This is a genomic window from Pseudoramibacter porci (genome assembly GCF_009696145.1).
Classification (GTDB): Bacteria; Bacillota; Clostridia; order Eubacteriales; family Eubacteriaceae; genus Pseudoramibacter; species Pseudoramibacter porci.
In genome coordinates this window covers 85,609-101,470 of record NZ_VUMO01000009.1, presented here as the reverse complement: position 1 = coordinate 101,470, position 15,862 = coordinate 85,609, and the positions used below count along the sequence as shown (strand labels likewise).

The following is a 15,862-nucleotide window of genomic DNA, read 5'->3' as shown; positions in this document are numbered from 1 at the left end:
CGTATGTGCTAAACTATCTTTATCATTTTTCATAATGATTTACCTCCTTTGCGTAGTGATGCGGTTGGCGAACCGGCATCATTTTAGCATAGGAGGTTTTTACTTGAAGCTAAAGCTTTTTTAAACTCACCGACCTAGCCGGTGGTTCTTTGATTCTCCTCGTTCCTCTCGGCGAATCCTTTGCTAAAGCATTACAAAAAAACAGCCGAAGGTTGAATCACCAACCTTCGGCTATTTTTTATCCAAATACTTTTTCTGCGATGGCGACTCCGGATTTTGCATCGCTTCCGTAATAATCCGCATGGATTTTTTCCGCGTATTCTTCATTCATCACCGCGCCGCCGACCATGACTTGAATGGTCGGATCCGCCTGCTTGATCATTTCAATCGTCGTTTCCATATTTCGAACTGTCGTCGTCATCAAGGCGCTTAGTCCGACCAGCTTCACCTTATTTTTCACAGCGGTCTCCACGATCACTTCGGGATCGACATCTTTACCTAAGTCGATAATCTGGTACCCGTAATTTTCCATGACCGTCTTTAATATATTTTTTCCGATGTCGTGAACGTCGCCTTTCACTGTCGCCAGAATCACTTTATCTTTCTGCACAGACGATTCTGTATCCATATGCTGTTTGAGCACTTCAAAGGCATTCTGCACCGTTTCTGCGGAAAAAATCAGATTAGGCAGGAAAACATCGCCTGTTTCAAACAAATCGCCAATTTCGTCCAATCCGGGGATTAAATCACCGTTGACAATGTCCATCGGGCTGCAGGTCGCAAGCTTCTTTTTAACTGCCGGAACAATTTCTTCTTTTAGTCCGTCGACGACCATTTGTTTCAAATCCAATTGGTTTGCTGACGGCTGCGTTTGATTTTCCGTCTGAGTTTCAGCGGGTGCCTGCTTGTCATCCCGGGTCACTTCAATGGTCTTGTCATCTTTGTGGGCTGCGACGTAATCGATACACCCTTCGTCAATTCCAGACAAAGCCTTGTAAGCCGAGATGGTGTTCATCATTTCGGCGTCGCCGACTTTTAAAATCGGGGTGTCCAGGCCAGCGGCCAGCGCCATCGTCAAAAACGTCCTGTTGATCAGACGTCTGTTGGGCAGTCCAAAGGAAATGTTACTGACGCCCAGCACCGTCGGTACGCCGAATTTCTCTTTGACTAAAGTCAGCGCGCGAACCGTTTCCTTGACCGCTTTCTGCTGAGCGGAGGCCGTCAGCACCAGACAGTCGATGGCGACGTTGTTTTGAGAAATGCCGTATCCTTTTGCCGTGCTGATGATTTTATCCGCAATTTCGACGCGCTTCTCTGCTGTTTTGGGCAGCCCGTCATCGTCCAGGGCCAGCCCGAGAACTGCCGCGCCGTATTTGGCAACGATGGGCAGAACCTCGTCCATGGATTCCTGTGTGCCGTTAACCGAATTGATCAAGACCTTGCCTGGATAAGTCTTCAGTACCGCTTCGATGACCTCTGGTTTTGTGCTGTCGATTTGAATGGGCAGATCCACCACCTGGCTGATCGCGTGCACAACCTTGATCATGGTTTCCGTTTCGTCCAGCTCGGGCAGGCCGGCGTTGACGTCGAGAATATCCGCGCCCTGGCGCTTTTGTTCAATGGCCAGCTGTTTCACGACGGACAATCCGCCCTGCTTCAGGTCTTCCCGATACGCGGCGTTCGCCGTAGGGTTAATGGCCTCCCCGATGGTTCTGATCTCCGTCCCGAGGGTTACGGTCTTCGTCGTCGAGGCGATGCGCATCGGCTGCGGCCGTTCCCAGGGTTTTAAAAGCGGGAGATCCTTGGTCTTTTCGATGGTTTTCGCGATGTATTCCGGCGTCGTGCCGCAGCATCCACCGAGAACCGCTGCCCCAGCCTGCGCAATCTTTTTCATAATTAACGAAAAATCTTCGGCTGAGACGTCGTACACCGTCTGTCCGTCGACTTCTCTCGGCAGGCCCGCATTGGGTTCCACGACGATCGGAACCGAGGCGGTATCAATTAATTTTTCGATAATCGGCAGCATTTCTTCCGGTCCTGTGGAGCAGTTGACGCCGACCGCATCGACGCCGAGGCTTTCAAGGATGGTGACAACGGTCTCTGGATCGCTGCCGGTCAGCGTGCGTCCGCTTGATTCATAAGTCATCGAGCAGATAATCGGCAAATCGCACGCCCGTTTTGCGCCGATCACCGCCGCGCGGGCCTCAACGATGTCCGTCATCGTCTCGATCAGAATCAAATCAGCGCCAGCGGCCGCCCCCGCCTTGGCTGAGCGTTCGAAACAAGCTGTGGCATCTTCAAAGGTCATCTCGCCAATATCGCCAATCAGTGCGCCTGTCGGCCCGATGTCCAGCGCAACGTAACGCGGGTGCTGCGCCTTTGCAATTGTCACCGCCTGGGCGATCACGTCTTCGACCGAATACTTCGACGCCGCCATTTTGTGTGCATTCGCGCCAAAGGTATTCGACGCCAGAATATCGGCGCCTGCCTGAACGTAGCCGCTTTGAATATCTGCAATCAATTCGGGGTGCGTCATGTTGAGCTCTTCCGGAATCGGTCCTGGATCAGCAATGCGCTTTTGGATCATGCTGCCCATGCCCCCGTCCAGATAAAGCCGGTTTGTCTTGATTTCGTCTATTATCTGCATCGTTTTATCCTTATCTTTAAAAAATTTAATTCAAAATATCATAAAAACCTATTAAACTCAAGGGCAATATAAAAAAACCACCTGCAGCAGGTGATCGGCCCCGTCAAATCGGCAGGGGGCTGATCAAAGCAAGTGGCTTTGTCTCAATCTTAATGCATATGGCCCAATTGTTCGAGCGCTTTTCCCCAGATTTCCTCGTATCGTCTGAACGCGGTCATCTGGCGGGAAGGCAGCTTTTCAATCCAGCCGCCTTCGTAGATTTCTTTGGCACTGACACGGAGGACACCTGGCCAATAAATCGAACGGCGTCTGTCGTGAAAAGAAACCTGCACCTCCCTAAAGATGCGCGGATCCCGAAGCGGCTTAATCTCGGGATCGGTCTCGATCAGTGGCAGCATATCGTAGCGTTTAACGCATTGATTTTGAAAATGAACTTCAATCACGTAATCTTCCAGCGGAATAACTTGAACAATCGTCGGTATTTTTGACATGATGACCTCTTTATTTTTCTTAAATGTCGGTTTAAAAGATCAAGCGGAAGGATCAACTTTCTCCCCTCCGCTTGATCGCCTTACCTACGCATCGACGGCAATGTCGTTCCGATGGAAGCAGTCCTTGAACTGAATCTTGTCAATCTGGCTGTAAACTTTTTGACGTGCAGCTTCTGTCGTATCGCCAAGGGCCGTCACGGCCAGCACGCGGCCGCCGTTGGAGACAACTTTACCGTCTTTAAACGCCGTCCCGGCGTGGAAGACCACACAGTCTTCGACGTCGTCGAGCCCTGTGATTTCGTATCCTTTGGTATAACTGGCCGGGTATCCCCCCGACGCGATGACCACCGTCACGGCGTGTTCGGGACGCCATTTGATGTCGCAATCTGCTAATCGGCCGTCAATGCAGGCTTCCATGACGTCGACCAAATCCGTCTGCATCCGCGGCAGCACGACTTGCGCTTCCGGATCGCCAAAGCGCACATTGAATTCCAATACCTTCGGTTGGCCGTCTTTGATCATCAGGCCGATGAACAAAATGCCGACAAAATCCATCTGATCCGCTTTAAAACCTTCGATGATCGGCGTCAAAATTTCATCCTGGATTTTCTGATTCAATTCGGGATCGTCAAAGAGCTTGTTCGGGGAAACGTTGCCCATCCCGCCGGTATTGAGCCCTTTGTCGCCGTCGTAGGCGCGCTTGTAGTCCCGGGCGCTTTCCATCGGCACAATGGTATTGCCGTCAACGAAGCAGAGAATCGACGCTTCAATACCCGTCAGATATTCTTCGATCACCGCGGTGTCGCCGGCTTCGCCGAATTTTTTATCCGCCATGATTTCTTTCATCGCCGCCTTGGCATCAGCTTCCGTTTCTGGAATCACGACACCCTTGCCGGCTGCCAGCCCGTCGGCTTTGATGACCATCGGGTAGCCAAAGATGCCCAGATCTTTGACGATATCGTCGTAACTGTGGTATTCCTTGTACTGTGCGGTCGGAATGTTGTGGCGGATGAGGAAATCTTTCGTGAAGGCCTTGCTGCCTTCAAACTGGGCACATTTTTTGTTCGGCCCAAATACGCGGATGCCCGCCGCCTGCATTGCGTCCGCCATCCCTAAAACCAGCGGCACTTCCGGTCCGACGACGACGAGATCGACGGCCTTATCCTTTGCAAACTGAACGCAGCCGTCGATATCTTCAACTGAAATATCAACGCACTCTGCCAAATCGGCCATGCCGGCATTTCCCGGCACGCAGTAAATTTGATCAACCTTTGGACTCTGGCTGACTTTCCAGGCAATGGCGTGTTCTCTGCCGCCGCTGCCGACAATCATAACCTTCATGTGGTGTGATTCTCCCTTCATTAAGCGTGTTTGAAATGACGCATTCCGGTAAAGATCATCGCAATGTCGTTGTCATTGCAGACCTTGATTGAATCGGCGTCGCGAATCGAGCCGCCCGGCTGAATAATCGCAGTAATGCCGGCCTTTGCCGCTGCGGTGCAGACGTCATCAAATGGGAAGAAAGCGTCAGACGCCACAACCGCACCCTGGCATTTTTCGCCGCCGTGTTCGATACAGTTTTCCATCGGCCAGATGCGGTTCACCTGTCCCGGTCCGTTGGCGACGAGACACTTATTTTTGGCGACTGAAATCGCGTTGGATTTTGTGTGCTTGACCGCTTTCCACGCAAAGAGCAGATCTTCCATTTCTTTATCCGTCGGTTTGCGGTTGGTGACCACTTCCAGCTTATTGTAAAGCTCGGTGTCCCGTTCGGTGACTAACATGCCGCCGAGGACTTTCTTAAGTTCAAATCCGTTGTCACTGTACAGGATATCGTCGAGCTTGAGCAACCGCAGATTGGGCTTTGCCGCCAAAACTTCCTTTGCTTCTTCTGTGAAATCCGGCGCCACAACCACTTCGAGAAAGATTTTCACCATCTGATCGGCTGTGGCTTTGTCAATAGGCCGATTGGACGCGACGATTCCGCCGAAGATCGACGTCGGATCGGCTTCGTACGCCTTATGATAGGCTTCAGCGATGGTTTTATCGCTTGCAATGCCGCACGGATTGGCGTGCTTCACCGCGACAATCGTCGGTTCGTCTGTGTATTCTTTAAGCATTTCGATGGCGCCGTTGGTATCGTTGATGTTATTGTAAGACAATTCCTTGCCCTGGAGCTGTTCGGCACCGACGAGTGTGCCCTTATCTTCCCCAATTTCTCTGTAGAAGGACGCTCTCTGGTGCGGGTTTTCCCCGTAGCGCAAATCCTGAACCTTTTCGTAGGTGAAGGTAACCGTATTCTGAGCCAGCAGGTCTTCTTTATTCTGGGTCTGTTCCATCGACTGTTTTCTCAGGAAATCAGAGATCATCGTATCGTAATTGGCCGTTGTGGTGAAAACCTTCAGTGCCAGGTGATACCGCGTTTCGTAGCTGGTGCCGCCGTTTTGTTCGATTTCGGTCAGAACGGTTTCGTAATCCTTAGGGTCCACCACGACGGTGACGTCGTTAAAATTCTTTGCCGCAGAGCGCAGCATGGTCGGCCCGCCGATATCGATATTTTCGATGCATTCCTGGAAAGATACCCCTGGTTTGAGCATCGTCTTCTTAAAGGGGTAAAGGTTGATCACGAGCAGGTCGATATTTTCGATGCCCAGTTTTTGACATTCTTCCTGATGTTTTGGATTGTTGCGAATATTCAAAATGCCGCCGTGAATCAGCGGGTGCAGGGTTTTAACCCGGCCGTCTAAACATTCAGGAAAGCCTGTGATGTCTGAAACATCCTTGACATCCAATCCGCCTTCCCGAAGGGCTTTCGCTGTCCCTCCTGTGGAAATGATATCCCAACCACAGGCCGCGATTCGTTTTGCAAAATCGACAATCCCCGTTTTATCCGAAACTGAAATCAATGCTCTCATCCTACACTCCTCCTTAAATTATTATGGTTTATCAATCGTGACACGCCGACCATTGACGTGCACCCGCCCCAGGCAAATTTGCGTGACAACCCAGGGCAAAATCTGGTGTTCTTCTGCCAGCACTTTTTTCTGGATATCTTCCGGCTTGTCACTGTCTTCGAGCTGTACCGCTTTCTGTGCGATAATCGGGCCGGCATCCGCCTCTTCATTGACAAAATGAACCGTGCAGCCTGAAACCTTGCAGCCGTAGTCGTAAATCGCTTCGTGAACGTGCATGCCGTAAAATCCCGGTCCGCAGAAAGACGGGATCAACGCCGGATGAATGTTCACAATCCTGTTGGGATAGGCGTCCACAAAATTTTTCGTAACGATTTTCAAATAGCCGGCCAAAACGACGAGCTCGCAGCCGTATTTTTTCAGGGTCTCAACGATTTTGGCGTTGAAATCCTCTGCGCCGTCACAGGATTTTTCGTCGATAAAAACAGCCGGAATTCCTGCTTTTTCAGCTCGCTTGAGCGCGAAGGCGTCCGACTTGTTCGAAATGACAACGGTGATTTCTCCCGTCTTGCCGTGCACGCCGTCAATGACAGACTGCAGGTCTGTGCCGCCGCCGCTGGCCAGCACCCCGATTTTCATCAATGGTTTCATAAAACTATTTTTTCCGTTCCCTCTGTCACTTCGCCAAGGATGACTGGTTTTTCGCCCTTTTCTTTTAAGGCGTTGACAAATCCGTCCGCCTGATCCTGCGGCAGGGCGCAGACCAAACCGATCCCCATGTTGAAGGTATTGTACATGTCGTGATCTTCTACCGCGCCCAATTGTTTGAGGACATCGAAAATCGGCAGCGGTTCAATCACAGAAGTATCGACCTTCGCGCACAATCCGTCCGGAATCATCCGCGGAATATTTTCGTAGAACCCGCCGCCTGTAATATGGCTCATCCCTCTGACGCCGTAAGGGACAATGAGATCCGACAGCGCGTGGACGTAGATCCGCGTCGGCGTCAGAAGGGTTTCACCGATGGTCGCGCCGAGCTCGTCGATATAGGTGTCGACGGTCAAGTCGTGATCCTTGAAAATCAGTTTGCGCACCAGCGAAAAACCGTTGGAGTGCACCCCTGACGACGGCAGGCCCACTAAAACATCGCCCTTCTGAATGGACTGTCCGGTGACAATTTGATCTTTTTCAACGACGCCAACCGCAAAACCGGCCAAATCGTATTCATCGGTTCCGTACATATCCGGCATTTCTGCGGTTTCCCCGCCGATCAGCGCCATATCCCCCTGGACACATCCTTCGGCCACGCCGGAGACGATCTGCGCAATTTTTTCAGGGGTATTTTTCCCACAGGCAATATAATCGAGGAACAGCAAGGGCTTCGCTCCCTGGCAAAGGATGTCGTTGACACACATCGCGACACAGTCGATCCCCACTGTGTTGTGCTGATCCATCATGAACGCGATCATCAATTTTGTCCCGACACCGTCAGTGCCAGAAATCAGACAGGGCTTTTTGTACCCTTCCGGCAGCTCGATCACACCGCCGAATCCTCCCAGTTCAGAAAGAACGTACTGGTTGAACGTTCTTTTTACATCTTTTTGAATCAGACGAACCGACTCGTACCCGGCTTCAACATCGACGCCGGCTTCCTTGTAGGCATTCGTTTTGGACATGAACATTCCTTTCTTTTTGTGTATTATTCTTCGTTTAAAAGCGCCTGGACGCGGGCATTCTTGGTCTTAACTTCTTCGTCCAGTTCCTGTTTGTAGGCTTTAATCGCTTCGCGCAATTCCGGATATTTAACGGATAAAATCTGAACCGCTAAAATGGCTGCGTTGGCTGCGCCGTTAACCGCCACCGTCGCGACTGGAATCCCGGTTGGCATCTGAACGATGGAGAACAATGAGTCCATCCCGCCTTCCAGAGATGTCTTAATTGGAATCCCAATGACAGGGAGCGGCGTAGAGCCTGCAATGACCCCTGGCAGATGTGCCGCCTTACCGGCCGCCGCAATGATGACTTCGTAGCCCTTTTCTTCGGCGGTTTGAGCGAAAATCGCCAATTCCCGCGGATTGCGGTGCGCTGAAATGACACGGACGTCAATTTCAACGTCAAATTTTTTCAGCATGTCGATACATTTTTTAACGACATCAAAATCCGAATCGCTTCCCATGATCACTGCTACTTTTGCCATAATATATTTCCTTCTTTCCTGCAATGCATGCATGCTTATTTAAAATACGCCACGCCAGATTCAAAGATTTTCTGATCTTTTTCCCCTGGGATATTTTTATACAATCCGCTGCCGATCCGTTCGGAGTGGCCCATTTTCCCGAGAATTCTGCCATCTGCGGAGGTGACCCCTTCAACGGCGCAGACGGAGCCGTTCAGATTGTAGGCGCCATCCATCGTCGCGTGGCCCTCGAAGTCGACGTATTGTGTCGCAATCTGGCCATTTGCAATCAGCTTCTGAATCACGTCATCGCTGGCGACAAAACGCCCTTCACCGTGGGAAATCGGCACACGGTAAATGCCGCCCAGTTCCGCCTGAGCCAGCCAAGGCGACAGATTGGAGACGACTTTGGTCAATGGGATCGCCGAAATATGACGGCCGATCGTATTATAAGTCAGTGTCGGCATTCCCGGCTTGATCGGTTCGATCTTGCCGTCCGGCAGGAGGCCGAGTTTAATCAACGCCTGGAATCCGTTGCAGATGCCGAGGATCAAACCGTCCCGTTTGTTGAGCAGGTTCATGACCGCTTCGGTCATTTTCGGATTTCTGAAGACCGCCGCGATGAATTTCCCGGAACCGTCCGGCTGATCCCCTGCAGAGAAGCCCCCTGGCAGCATGATCATCTGGGCGTTGTCGATGGCGTCGGCCATCGCGTTGATCGAATCTTCGATATCCTGAGCGTTCTGATTCTTAAAGACGATGGTCTGGGCGAGCGCGCCGGCGCGTTCAAAGGCACGGGCCGAATCGTATTCGCAGTTGTTCCCCGGAAATACCGGAATGAAGACGCGCGGCTTGGCAAATTCAGAGGCGCTGGCAATAACCGGCCCTTTGTTGTACATCACATCTTCGACGTGGCCTTCGGTTTCAACAGTTTCCGGATAGACGTCCCACAATGGTTTCTGATAAGCCGTTAGAAGTTCGTTCAAATCCATCTTGACGTCGCCGACTGTGATGACGGCGGCAGAAAGCGTTTCGCCGATTTTTTCTCCGGCATCGATCGGTTTTGCCGTTTCGACGACCAACGTACCCGGATCTGCGTCAAACAGGGCCTGTTCGGTCAAGCTCGGATCCAATGCGACCCCGATTTTATTGCCGAAAGCCATCTTCGTCAAGGTTTCCATCAGGCCGGCTTCGCCAACGGTCCGCGCTGCCAATACCTTGCCGTCGACGACGAGCTCGTGCACCGTATCAAAGGTCTTGGCCGCCGCATCGAAGTTGATCAATCCCTTTTCGTCCCGCTGAATCGGGAAGCGGTACAGATAATGGCCTGCGCCCTTTAATTCGTTGGTCACGATGTTGTCGACCTTTTCTGCCGTGACGGCGAAAGAGATCAGCGTCGGCGGAACCGTCATGTCTTCAAAGGTCCCGGACATCGAGTCCTTGCCGCCGATCGCGGCCACACCCATCGCTTTCTGCGCTTCAAAAGCGCCGAGCAGTGCGGCAAACGGGCGGCCCCATTTGGCCGGATCCTGTTCGAGACGTTCGAAATATTCCTGGAAGGACAGCCGCGCCTTTCTGAAATCGCCGCCCATGGCGACCAATTTCGACAAAGATTCGATCACAGCGGAGGCTGCGCCATGGAACGGGCTCCATTCCGCTAGCGTCGGATTGTAGCCGTAAGTCATGATCGAGCAAGTCGTCGTTGTGCCGTGTTCCACCGGAATCTTTGCCGCCATACCGTCCTGAGGCGTGGCGGCGTATTTCCCGCCGTAAGGCATCGTCACAGTGCCGGCGCCGATGGTCGAGTCAAACATTTCGGACAGCCCTTTTTGGCTGGCGACATTCAAATCGCCCATCATGGCCAGGGTGCGGCCCGCAATATCCCCAGTCGCTTCAAAGGTCTTGTGCTCTGAAGGTTCGCTGACGTAGACATCCGCGTACTGTGTGGCCCCATTGGTATTTAAAAATTCGCGCGACAAATCGAGCACAGTCTGGCCGCGCCATTTCATTTTCAGTCTGCCGGTATCGGTCACATCGGCCACATGGGTGACTTCCAGATTTTCCTGGTGGCCCAGTTCGATAAAGCGGTCGACATTTTCCGGCGCGACGACGACGGCCATCCGTTCCTGAGATTCCGAAATCGCGAGTTCCGTTCCGTCGAGGCCTTCGTATTTCTTCGGCACCAAATCCAGATTGATGTCCAAAGAGTCGGCCAATTCGCCGATGGCCACTGAAACGCCGCCGGCGCCGAAGTCGTTGCAGCGCGTGATCATCTGAGACAATTCCGGATTGCGGAACAATCTCTGGATTTTCCGTTCTTCGACTGGATTCCCCTTCTGGACTTCCGCCCCGTCTTCCTGAATGGAGTGCACGTTGTGTGCCTTCGATGAGCCCGTGGCTCCGCCGCATCCGTCACGCCCTGTTCGGCCGCCGATGAGCAGAATTGCATCGCCCGGTGCCGGAGTTTCCCGCCGGACGTTTTTCTTCGGAACCGCAGCGATCACCGCACCCACTTCCAGACGTTTTGCCAAAAATCCCGGGTCGTGCACTTCGTAAACCTGACCTGTTGCCAGACCGATTTGATTGCCGTACGACGAATAGCCCTGAGCGGCTTCCTGAGAAATCTTTCTCTGGGGCAGCTTGCCTTCCATGGTTTCGGATAACGGCGCTGTCACGTCGCCCGCGCCGGTCAGACGCATCGCCTGATAGACGTAAGCTCTGCCTGAAAGCGGGTCGCGGATCGCGCCGCCCAAACAGGTTGCGGCGCCCCCAAAAGGTTCGATTTCGGTCGGGTGATTGTGGGTTTCGTTTTTAAATTCCAGAAGCCAGTCTTCATCCTGTCCGTCGTGATCCACCTTGATATTGATTGAGCACGCGTTGATTTCATCAGATTTGTCGAGATCCGGCAAAAGGCCTCTGGCCCGGATATCCTTGGCGCCGATGGTCCCCAAATCCATCAGGGTAATCGGACGATCCGTATCTTCGCCGTAAATCATATCCCGTGTCGAATCGTAATCCGCAAAGGCCTGTTCAACTGCGTCGTTAATTTCGCCCTTTTCAAAGGTGATTTCATTGAGATTCGTCGCGAAAGTGGTGTGACGGCAGTGATCCGACCAATAGGTATCGATGACGCGAAGCTCTGTCACCGTTGGATCCCGTTTTTCGTCATCTCTGAAATAAGCCTGAACCATTTCGATATCGGCCTGGCTCATGGCAAATCCCATCTCCTGTTTAAACGCCGCGAGTTCTTCTTTGGTTTTTACAATAAAACCCTCTATCGTCGAAACAGGCGCAGGTTCCTTCACAACGTCAGTCAGCGTCGTGCGCGGCGCCAGATCTGCCTCTTTCGAGTCAACAGGGTTGATCATGTAATGTTTAATTTTTTGAATATCGTCGTCGGACAAATTGCCTTTGAGCACAATGCACTCCGCGACTTTAATGGTCGGGCGTGTGCCGGAAAGCAATTGGACGCATTGCACAGCGAAATCAGCCTGCTGGTCGTACTGTCCCGGCAGGTATTCGATCGCAAAAACCTTTTCATCCTCTGAAACCGGTAAGTCATCGACATAAACATTGTCAACATTCGGTTCGGAGAATATCGTATCGACAACCTGATGCATCACCTCATCAGGCAGCGCTTCGATATCGTAGCGATTGACAATGCGAAGCCCCTCCAGTGCTTTCAGATTCAATATCTTTCTGAAAGTCATTTGAAGAGCCTTGGATTTTGTATTAAATCCAGCTTTCTTTTCAACGAAAAATCTCTTGATCAATGTACAAATCCGCCTTTTCAATAGATTTGCATTTATTGTATCGCTTTTTGATAGAATTTTCAACGAATTACATTCAGAACATTGCAATCTCACCAAGGTTTTATAGTGCATTTACTGAAATTCTTTGTCATTTTTCCCGATTGCGGCGCAATTCTGATATAATGTAAACAATAATATTTTTTAACAGGAGGATCCGATGAAAATTATCTATTTGCATCATTCAGGGTTTGTCGTCGAACTGGATAAAAACACCCTGGTCTTTGATGCGATCACCTATATTCAGCCGCAATATTTGAAAAAAGGCAGACGCAAATATTTCTTCGCCTCTCACGCCCATACCGATCATTTTTCGCAGATTATTTACAATTACGGGACGGATTTCGACACCCGCTACATTTTGAGCGATGACATCACCCGCCGTGGTGGCAAGAAAACGACTTTCATCAAACCGTACGAACACCTTCACTACGACGACATCAAATGCGGGCCGGTGGAAATCGACACCTTCGGTTCGACCGACCAAGGCGTTTCTTTTCTGGTTCAGGCGGAAGGCAAAGTCATTTTCCACGCCGGCGATTTAAACTGGTGGGACTGGTCGCCTGAAGCCCGTCCTGAAATTGACCGCGCCGCCGAAGAACGCGACTTTAAAGCAGAAATTGCCAAGATCAAGGAATTCCTCGAAACGAATCACCGGAAGATCAACGTGGCCTTCGTGCCTGTCGACTCCAGACTCGGACGCTCTGCAACCAAAGCGGCCGAATACTTTGTCGACGAGCTGCACCCGCAGATTCTCGCGCCCATGCACTGCTGGGATGAATACAGCGTCATCACAGACCTGCAGCAGGCCTGCTACGGCAAAGACGTTAAGATTCTGACGATGTCCAAGCGCAACGAAATCATTTACGCTGACTAACCTGGCGCCCTTTCAAAAAGGCTGTTTGACGATATTCGCCAAACAGCCTTTTATAATGTTTCAGCCCATTTTTTTATTTTACGGATGCGGTAATACATCGTCGATTTTTGAAGGGGCGGCTGCATCAAGGCGCCCAATTCCTGAACGGAGGCGTCCGGATGTTCGAGGCGAAGCTCGGCCACCTCGCGCAATGCCTTCGGCAGCACGCCGAGACCTGCCCTCTCCTCAATTTTTCTTATGGCGCTGATCTGATCGCCCGCTGCCTTCGCGCTTTTCTGCAGATTCGCCACGTCGCAGTTGACTTTGCGGTTCACATCGTTGCGCATCCCTTTGACGATTTTGACATTTGTCATCTCAAGGGCCGCTTTCGCCGCACCGATTAAACTTAAAAAGTCCGCGATGCTGTCGCTGTCTCTAAAATCCAAAACGCCCTGCTCCCCTCGGAAGCGCGCCTTGCTCGAAATATCGTAGCCCTTTAAAATGCGGCTGACATTTTCAAAAAATGGCGTAGAATTTCCGTTAAGCTCCAATTGGTACTTTTTCTGTGGATCGGAAACCGAGCCGCAGGTCAGAAACAGCCCGCGCAGATAGGCCTTGAAATAATGCTGCTTCGACAAAAAATAAGGCGGAATATCCGCACTCGCGCCATCTTTGTCAATCCGCGCATCTTTCATCAGCCGCCGGGTGAACGCTTCGGATTCAGCGCTCACCACGTACACCCGCTGCTTTCTGACTATCTGGATCGCCACTGTCAGAGCGCTGCCGTACAGCGCTTTACTGACACTGCGCATGCGCGCCGCCAAAAATGGAAATTCCGTCGTGATCGAAAAACGGCTGTCCCCATCTCGCCGGCGGCCGGCCAGCACGTAACTGCCCATCACCATGCCGGCCATCTCCGCGCGCATTTCGTTTTCGCTGCGGCAGGTCAGCCGGCACAATTCTTTTTTAACATCGTCTGAAAAACTCATACGGCCTTCTTGTGATCGCCCATGTACACTTCAAAAATCCGCTTTGCGAGCAGGTCGGCGTCGTGTCTCACGTGTTTTCCCCGCTGCACGACAAAATGCTCTTTAATATAATGGTAGGGCAGCAGCTCTTCGCCGATTTGCACCGGAGCGGACCCGATTTTGGCATATTGCCTGCGCATTTCATCGGTGAGACCGCCATTGTTGACGACGACATAATCAAAAAGCGGTCCCCTGTTTTTGATCTGCTGATGCGCTTCTATGGCGCGGATGTGATCGGCCTGGGTGTAACCGACCGTTTCGCCCGGCTGGGTCATGATATTGCCGACGTAAAATTTCTGGGCGGTGCTGGTTTTAATCGTTTCTTCAATGCCGTCGATCAGGAGATGGGGAATCACTGAGGTGTACAGACTCCCCGGCCCCATAATGATAATGTCGGCAGATTTGATTGCGTCAAGGGTTTCCGGAAGGGCCGCAGCCGGCGTCTTCAACGAGATTTTTTTAATGTGGGTCTTGGCTGCCTTGGCTGCCTTTGGAATTTTCGATTCGCCCTCTACGATTTCGCCGTTCGCGAGCCTGCCGACTAAGGTCATGTCGTCGAGTGTCACCGGCAGAACGGTTCCCGTAATCTGAAGGACATCGGACGTTCTGCGAATCGCGTCGTAAAAATCCGAAGAGATCCCGGTCATGGCAGCCAGAAACAAATTGCCAAAATTGTGTCCTTCAAGGCGGCCTTTGTCAAAACGGTAGCTGAACAGCGCCTGCATCACATTTTCATCGTCAGCCAGCGCCAAAATACAGTTTCTGATATCGCCCGGCGGCAGAATGCCCAGGTCTTCTCTCAGCTTGCCGGAGCTGCCGCCATCGTCTCCAACGGTGACAACGGCAGTCAGGCGGTCGGTATATTTTTTAAGTCCGCGCAAAATGACCGAAAGCCCGGTGCCGCCGCCAAAAGCGACGACTTTCGGATTGCGAACGCGGACAATATCTTTGATCGTAAATTCACGGATATATTCTTTGATTTCCATATCTATCCTCCAATTGGCTACTCCATTGGGATTTTCGTTATGCTATGCTCAGCGAAGATCTTTGTCAATATCGCGGTGGGACAAACTCACGGGGATATTTTCCTTTCGAAGCGCCTCGCTCAAGAGGCAGGCAAAAGTGACCGAGCGGTGTCTGCCGCCGGTACAGCCGAAGGCAATTTCCACGTATTGCTTGTTTACTTCCTCATAATGGGGAATGGTCGTCTTGATCAAGTCCAGCACCTTTTCAAAATAAACCTTCGACTGCGGGAACTGCATCACGTAATTTTGAACTGCCTCGTCCTCCCCGGTCAGCCTTCGCAGCTCCGATTTGTAATAGGGATTGGGCAGAAAGCGCACGTCGAAAACAAAGTCGGCCGAAATGGGCATGCCGTATTTAAAGCCAAAGGACGAGACCTTGACGCCCACCTCCGTATTCTTTTTCTCCAGCGCGAGCATGTTTAAAATCAGTTTTTTCAGATCGTTGACAGCGAGGCTCGTCGTGTCGATGATATAATCCGCGCGCGTGCGCAGTTCTTTCAAAATGCCCCGTTCCATTTCGATGGCGCCGACCAATGTATTGGCCTGATCCAAAAGCGGATGCTTGCGCCTTGAAACCTGATAGCGGCGCACCAATTCCTGTGTATCCGCCTCGAGAAAGAGCACCTCGACATCTGTCGGAAGGTTGCCGGCAAAATGGTCGAAGGTCTCCGTCATGTCCTGATCTGCGCCAGAACCGCGGATATCGGTCACGATGGCCAGGCGTTCGAATTCAGATCCCCTGTTTCGGCACAGCCCGATAAAAGTCAAAACGAGATGAACCGGTACATTGTCGACACAGAAAAAGCCTTCATCTTCCAATATATTAATTGCTTTTGATTTACCTGCTCCGGATAAACCTGTAATAATCAAAGTTTTCATTCTCGTTTACCTGACTTTCTAACGCTTTGCTGCTTACCT

Annotated in this window: 12 protein-coding genes; 1 reads left to right on the top strand and 11 read right to left on the bottom strand. The window is 51.6% G+C overall.

Features of this window, described 5'->3' with window-relative positions; translation table 11 throughout:
• Positions 1-238 precede the first annotated feature (238 nt).
• From FYJ52_RS07610 to FYJ52_RS07575, 8 genes are all read right to left on the bottom strand, one after another.
• Complete coding sequence (locus tag FYJ52_RS07610) at positions 239-2,647, bottom strand: homocysteine S-methyltransferase family protein (protein ID WP_154576627.1); 2,409 nt, start codon at positions 2,645-2,647, stop codon at positions 239-241.
• A gap of 149 nt (positions 2,648-2,796) precedes the next feature.
• A complete protein-coding gene (locus FYJ52_RS07605; RefSeq protein WP_154576626.1) occupies positions 2,797-3,138 on the bottom strand; it encodes a DUF2442 domain-containing protein in 342 nt (113 codons plus the stop codon).
• An 84-nt stretch (positions 3,139-3,222) separates the two neighbouring features.
• Positions 3,223-4,479, bottom strand: a complete 1,257-nt coding sequence (purD, locus tag FYJ52_RS07600) for a phosphoribosylamine--glycine ligase (protein ID WP_154576625.1) — start codon at positions 4,477-4,479, stop codon at positions 3,223-3,225.
• Positions 4,480-4,499: 20 nt separating this feature from the next.
• Complete coding sequence (gene purH / locus FYJ52_RS07595; protein ID WP_154576624.1) at positions 4,500-6,053, bottom strand: bifunctional phosphoribosylaminoimidazolecarboxamide formyltransferase/IMP cyclohydrolase; 1,554 nt, start codon at positions 6,051-6,053, stop codon at positions 4,500-4,502.
• A gap of 21 nt (positions 6,054-6,074) precedes the next feature.
• Positions 6,075-6,701, bottom strand: a complete 627-nt coding sequence (gene purN / locus FYJ52_RS07590) for a phosphoribosylglycinamide formyltransferase (RefSeq protein ID WP_154576623.1) — start codon at positions 6,699-6,701, stop codon at positions 6,075-6,077.
• Positions 6,698-7,726 (bottom strand): phosphoribosylformylglycinamidine cyclo-ligase, encoded by a 1,029-nt coding sequence (purM, locus tag FYJ52_RS07585; protein ID WP_205960805.1) that lies wholly within the window; start codon positions 7,724-7,726, stop codon positions 6,698-6,700. The genes purN and purM overlap by 4 nt, the downstream gene beginning before the upstream one ends.
• Positions 7,727-7,749: 23 nt before the next feature.
• Positions 7,750-8,247, bottom strand: coding sequence for a 5-(carboxyamino)imidazole ribonucleotide mutase (gene purE, locus FYJ52_RS07580; protein WP_154576621.1), 498 nt, complete (start codon positions 8,245-8,247; stop codon positions 7,750-7,752).
• Between the two features lie 35 nt (positions 8,248-8,282).
• Positions 8,283-11,999, bottom strand: coding sequence for a phosphoribosylformylglycinamidine synthase (locus tag FYJ52_RS07575; protein WP_235901570.1), 3,717 nt, complete (start codon positions 11,997-11,999; stop codon positions 8,283-8,285).
• 196 nt (positions 12,000-12,195) lie between these two features.
• Between FYJ52_RS07575 and FYJ52_RS07570 the strand changes: the two genes are divergently transcribed.
• A complete protein-coding gene (locus FYJ52_RS07570) occupies positions 12,196-12,912 on the top strand; it encodes an MBL fold metallo-hydrolase (RefSeq protein WP_154576619.1) in 717 nt (238 codons plus the stop codon).
• Positions 12,913-12,962: 50 nt separating this feature from the next.
• On the opposite strand, the gene whiA is transcribed toward FYJ52_RS07570, so the two are convergent.
• Genes whiA through rapZ form a run of 3 tightly spaced genes read right to left on the bottom strand, consistent with a single transcriptional unit; the run spans position 12,963 to position 15,823 of the window.
• Complete coding sequence (gene whiA, locus FYJ52_RS07565; RefSeq protein ID WP_154576618.1) at positions 12,963-13,880, bottom strand: DNA-binding protein WhiA; 918 nt, start codon at positions 13,878-13,880, stop codon at positions 12,963-12,965.
• Complete coding sequence (locus tag FYJ52_RS07560; RefSeq protein WP_154576617.1) at positions 13,877-14,905, bottom strand: gluconeogenesis factor YvcK family protein; 1,029 nt, start codon at positions 14,903-14,905, stop codon at positions 13,877-13,879. The genes whiA and FYJ52_RS07560 overlap by 4 nt, the downstream gene beginning before the upstream one ends.
• 48 nt (positions 14,906-14,953) lie before the next feature.
• The gene (rapZ, locus tag FYJ52_RS07555) at positions 14,954-15,823 is read right to left on the bottom strand and encodes an RNase adapter RapZ (protein WP_154576616.1); all 870 of its coding nucleotides are present in this window, start codon (positions 15,821-15,823) and stop codon (positions 14,954-14,956) included.
• Positions 15,824-15,862: the final 39 nt, after the last annotated feature.

What these genes read in the sequence shown, in the direction of transcription:
- FYJ52_RS07610 (WP_154576627.1), bottom strand. Translation starts at nt 2,647, where the DNA reads ATGCAGATAATAGACGAAATCAAGACAAACCGGCTTTATCTGGACGGG.
- FYJ52_RS07605 (WP_154576626.1), bottom strand. Translation starts at nt 3,138, where the DNA reads ATGTCAAAAATACCGACGATTGTTCAAGTTATTCCGCTGGAAGATTAC.
- purD (WP_154576625.1), bottom strand. Translation starts at nt 4,479, where the DNA reads ATGAAGGTTATGATTGTCGGCAGCGGCGGCAGAGAACACGCCATTGCC.
- purH (WP_154576624.1), bottom strand. Translation starts at nt 6,053, where the DNA reads ATGAGAGCATTGATTTCAGTTTCGGATAAAACGGGGATTGTCGATTTT.
- purN (WP_154576623.1), bottom strand. Translation starts at nt 6,701, where the DNA reads ATGAAACCATTGATGAAAATCGGGGTGCTGGCCAGCGGCGGCGGCACA.
- purM (WP_205960805.1), bottom strand. Translation starts at nt 7,726, where the DNA reads ATGTCCAAAACGAATGCCTACAAGGAAGCCGGCGTCGATGTTGAAGCC.
- purE (WP_154576621.1), bottom strand. Translation starts at nt 8,247, where the DNA reads ATGGCAAAAGTAGCAGTGATCATGGGAAGCGATTCGGATTTTGATGTC.
- FYJ52_RS07570 (WP_154576619.1), top strand. Translation starts at nt 12,196, where the DNA reads ATGAAAATTATCTATTTGCATCATTCAGGGTTTGTCGTCGAACTGGAT.
- whiA (WP_154576618.1), bottom strand. Translation starts at nt 13,880, where the DNA reads ATGAGTTTTTCAGACGATGTTAAAAAAGAATTGTGCCGGCTGACCTGC.
- FYJ52_RS07560 (WP_154576617.1), bottom strand. Translation starts at nt 14,905, where the DNA reads ATGGAAATCAAAGAATATATCCGTGAATTTACGATCAAAGATATTGTC.
- rapZ (WP_154576616.1), bottom strand. Translation starts at nt 15,823, where the DNA reads ATGAAAACTTTGATTATTACAGGTTTATCCGGAGCAGGTAAATCAAAA.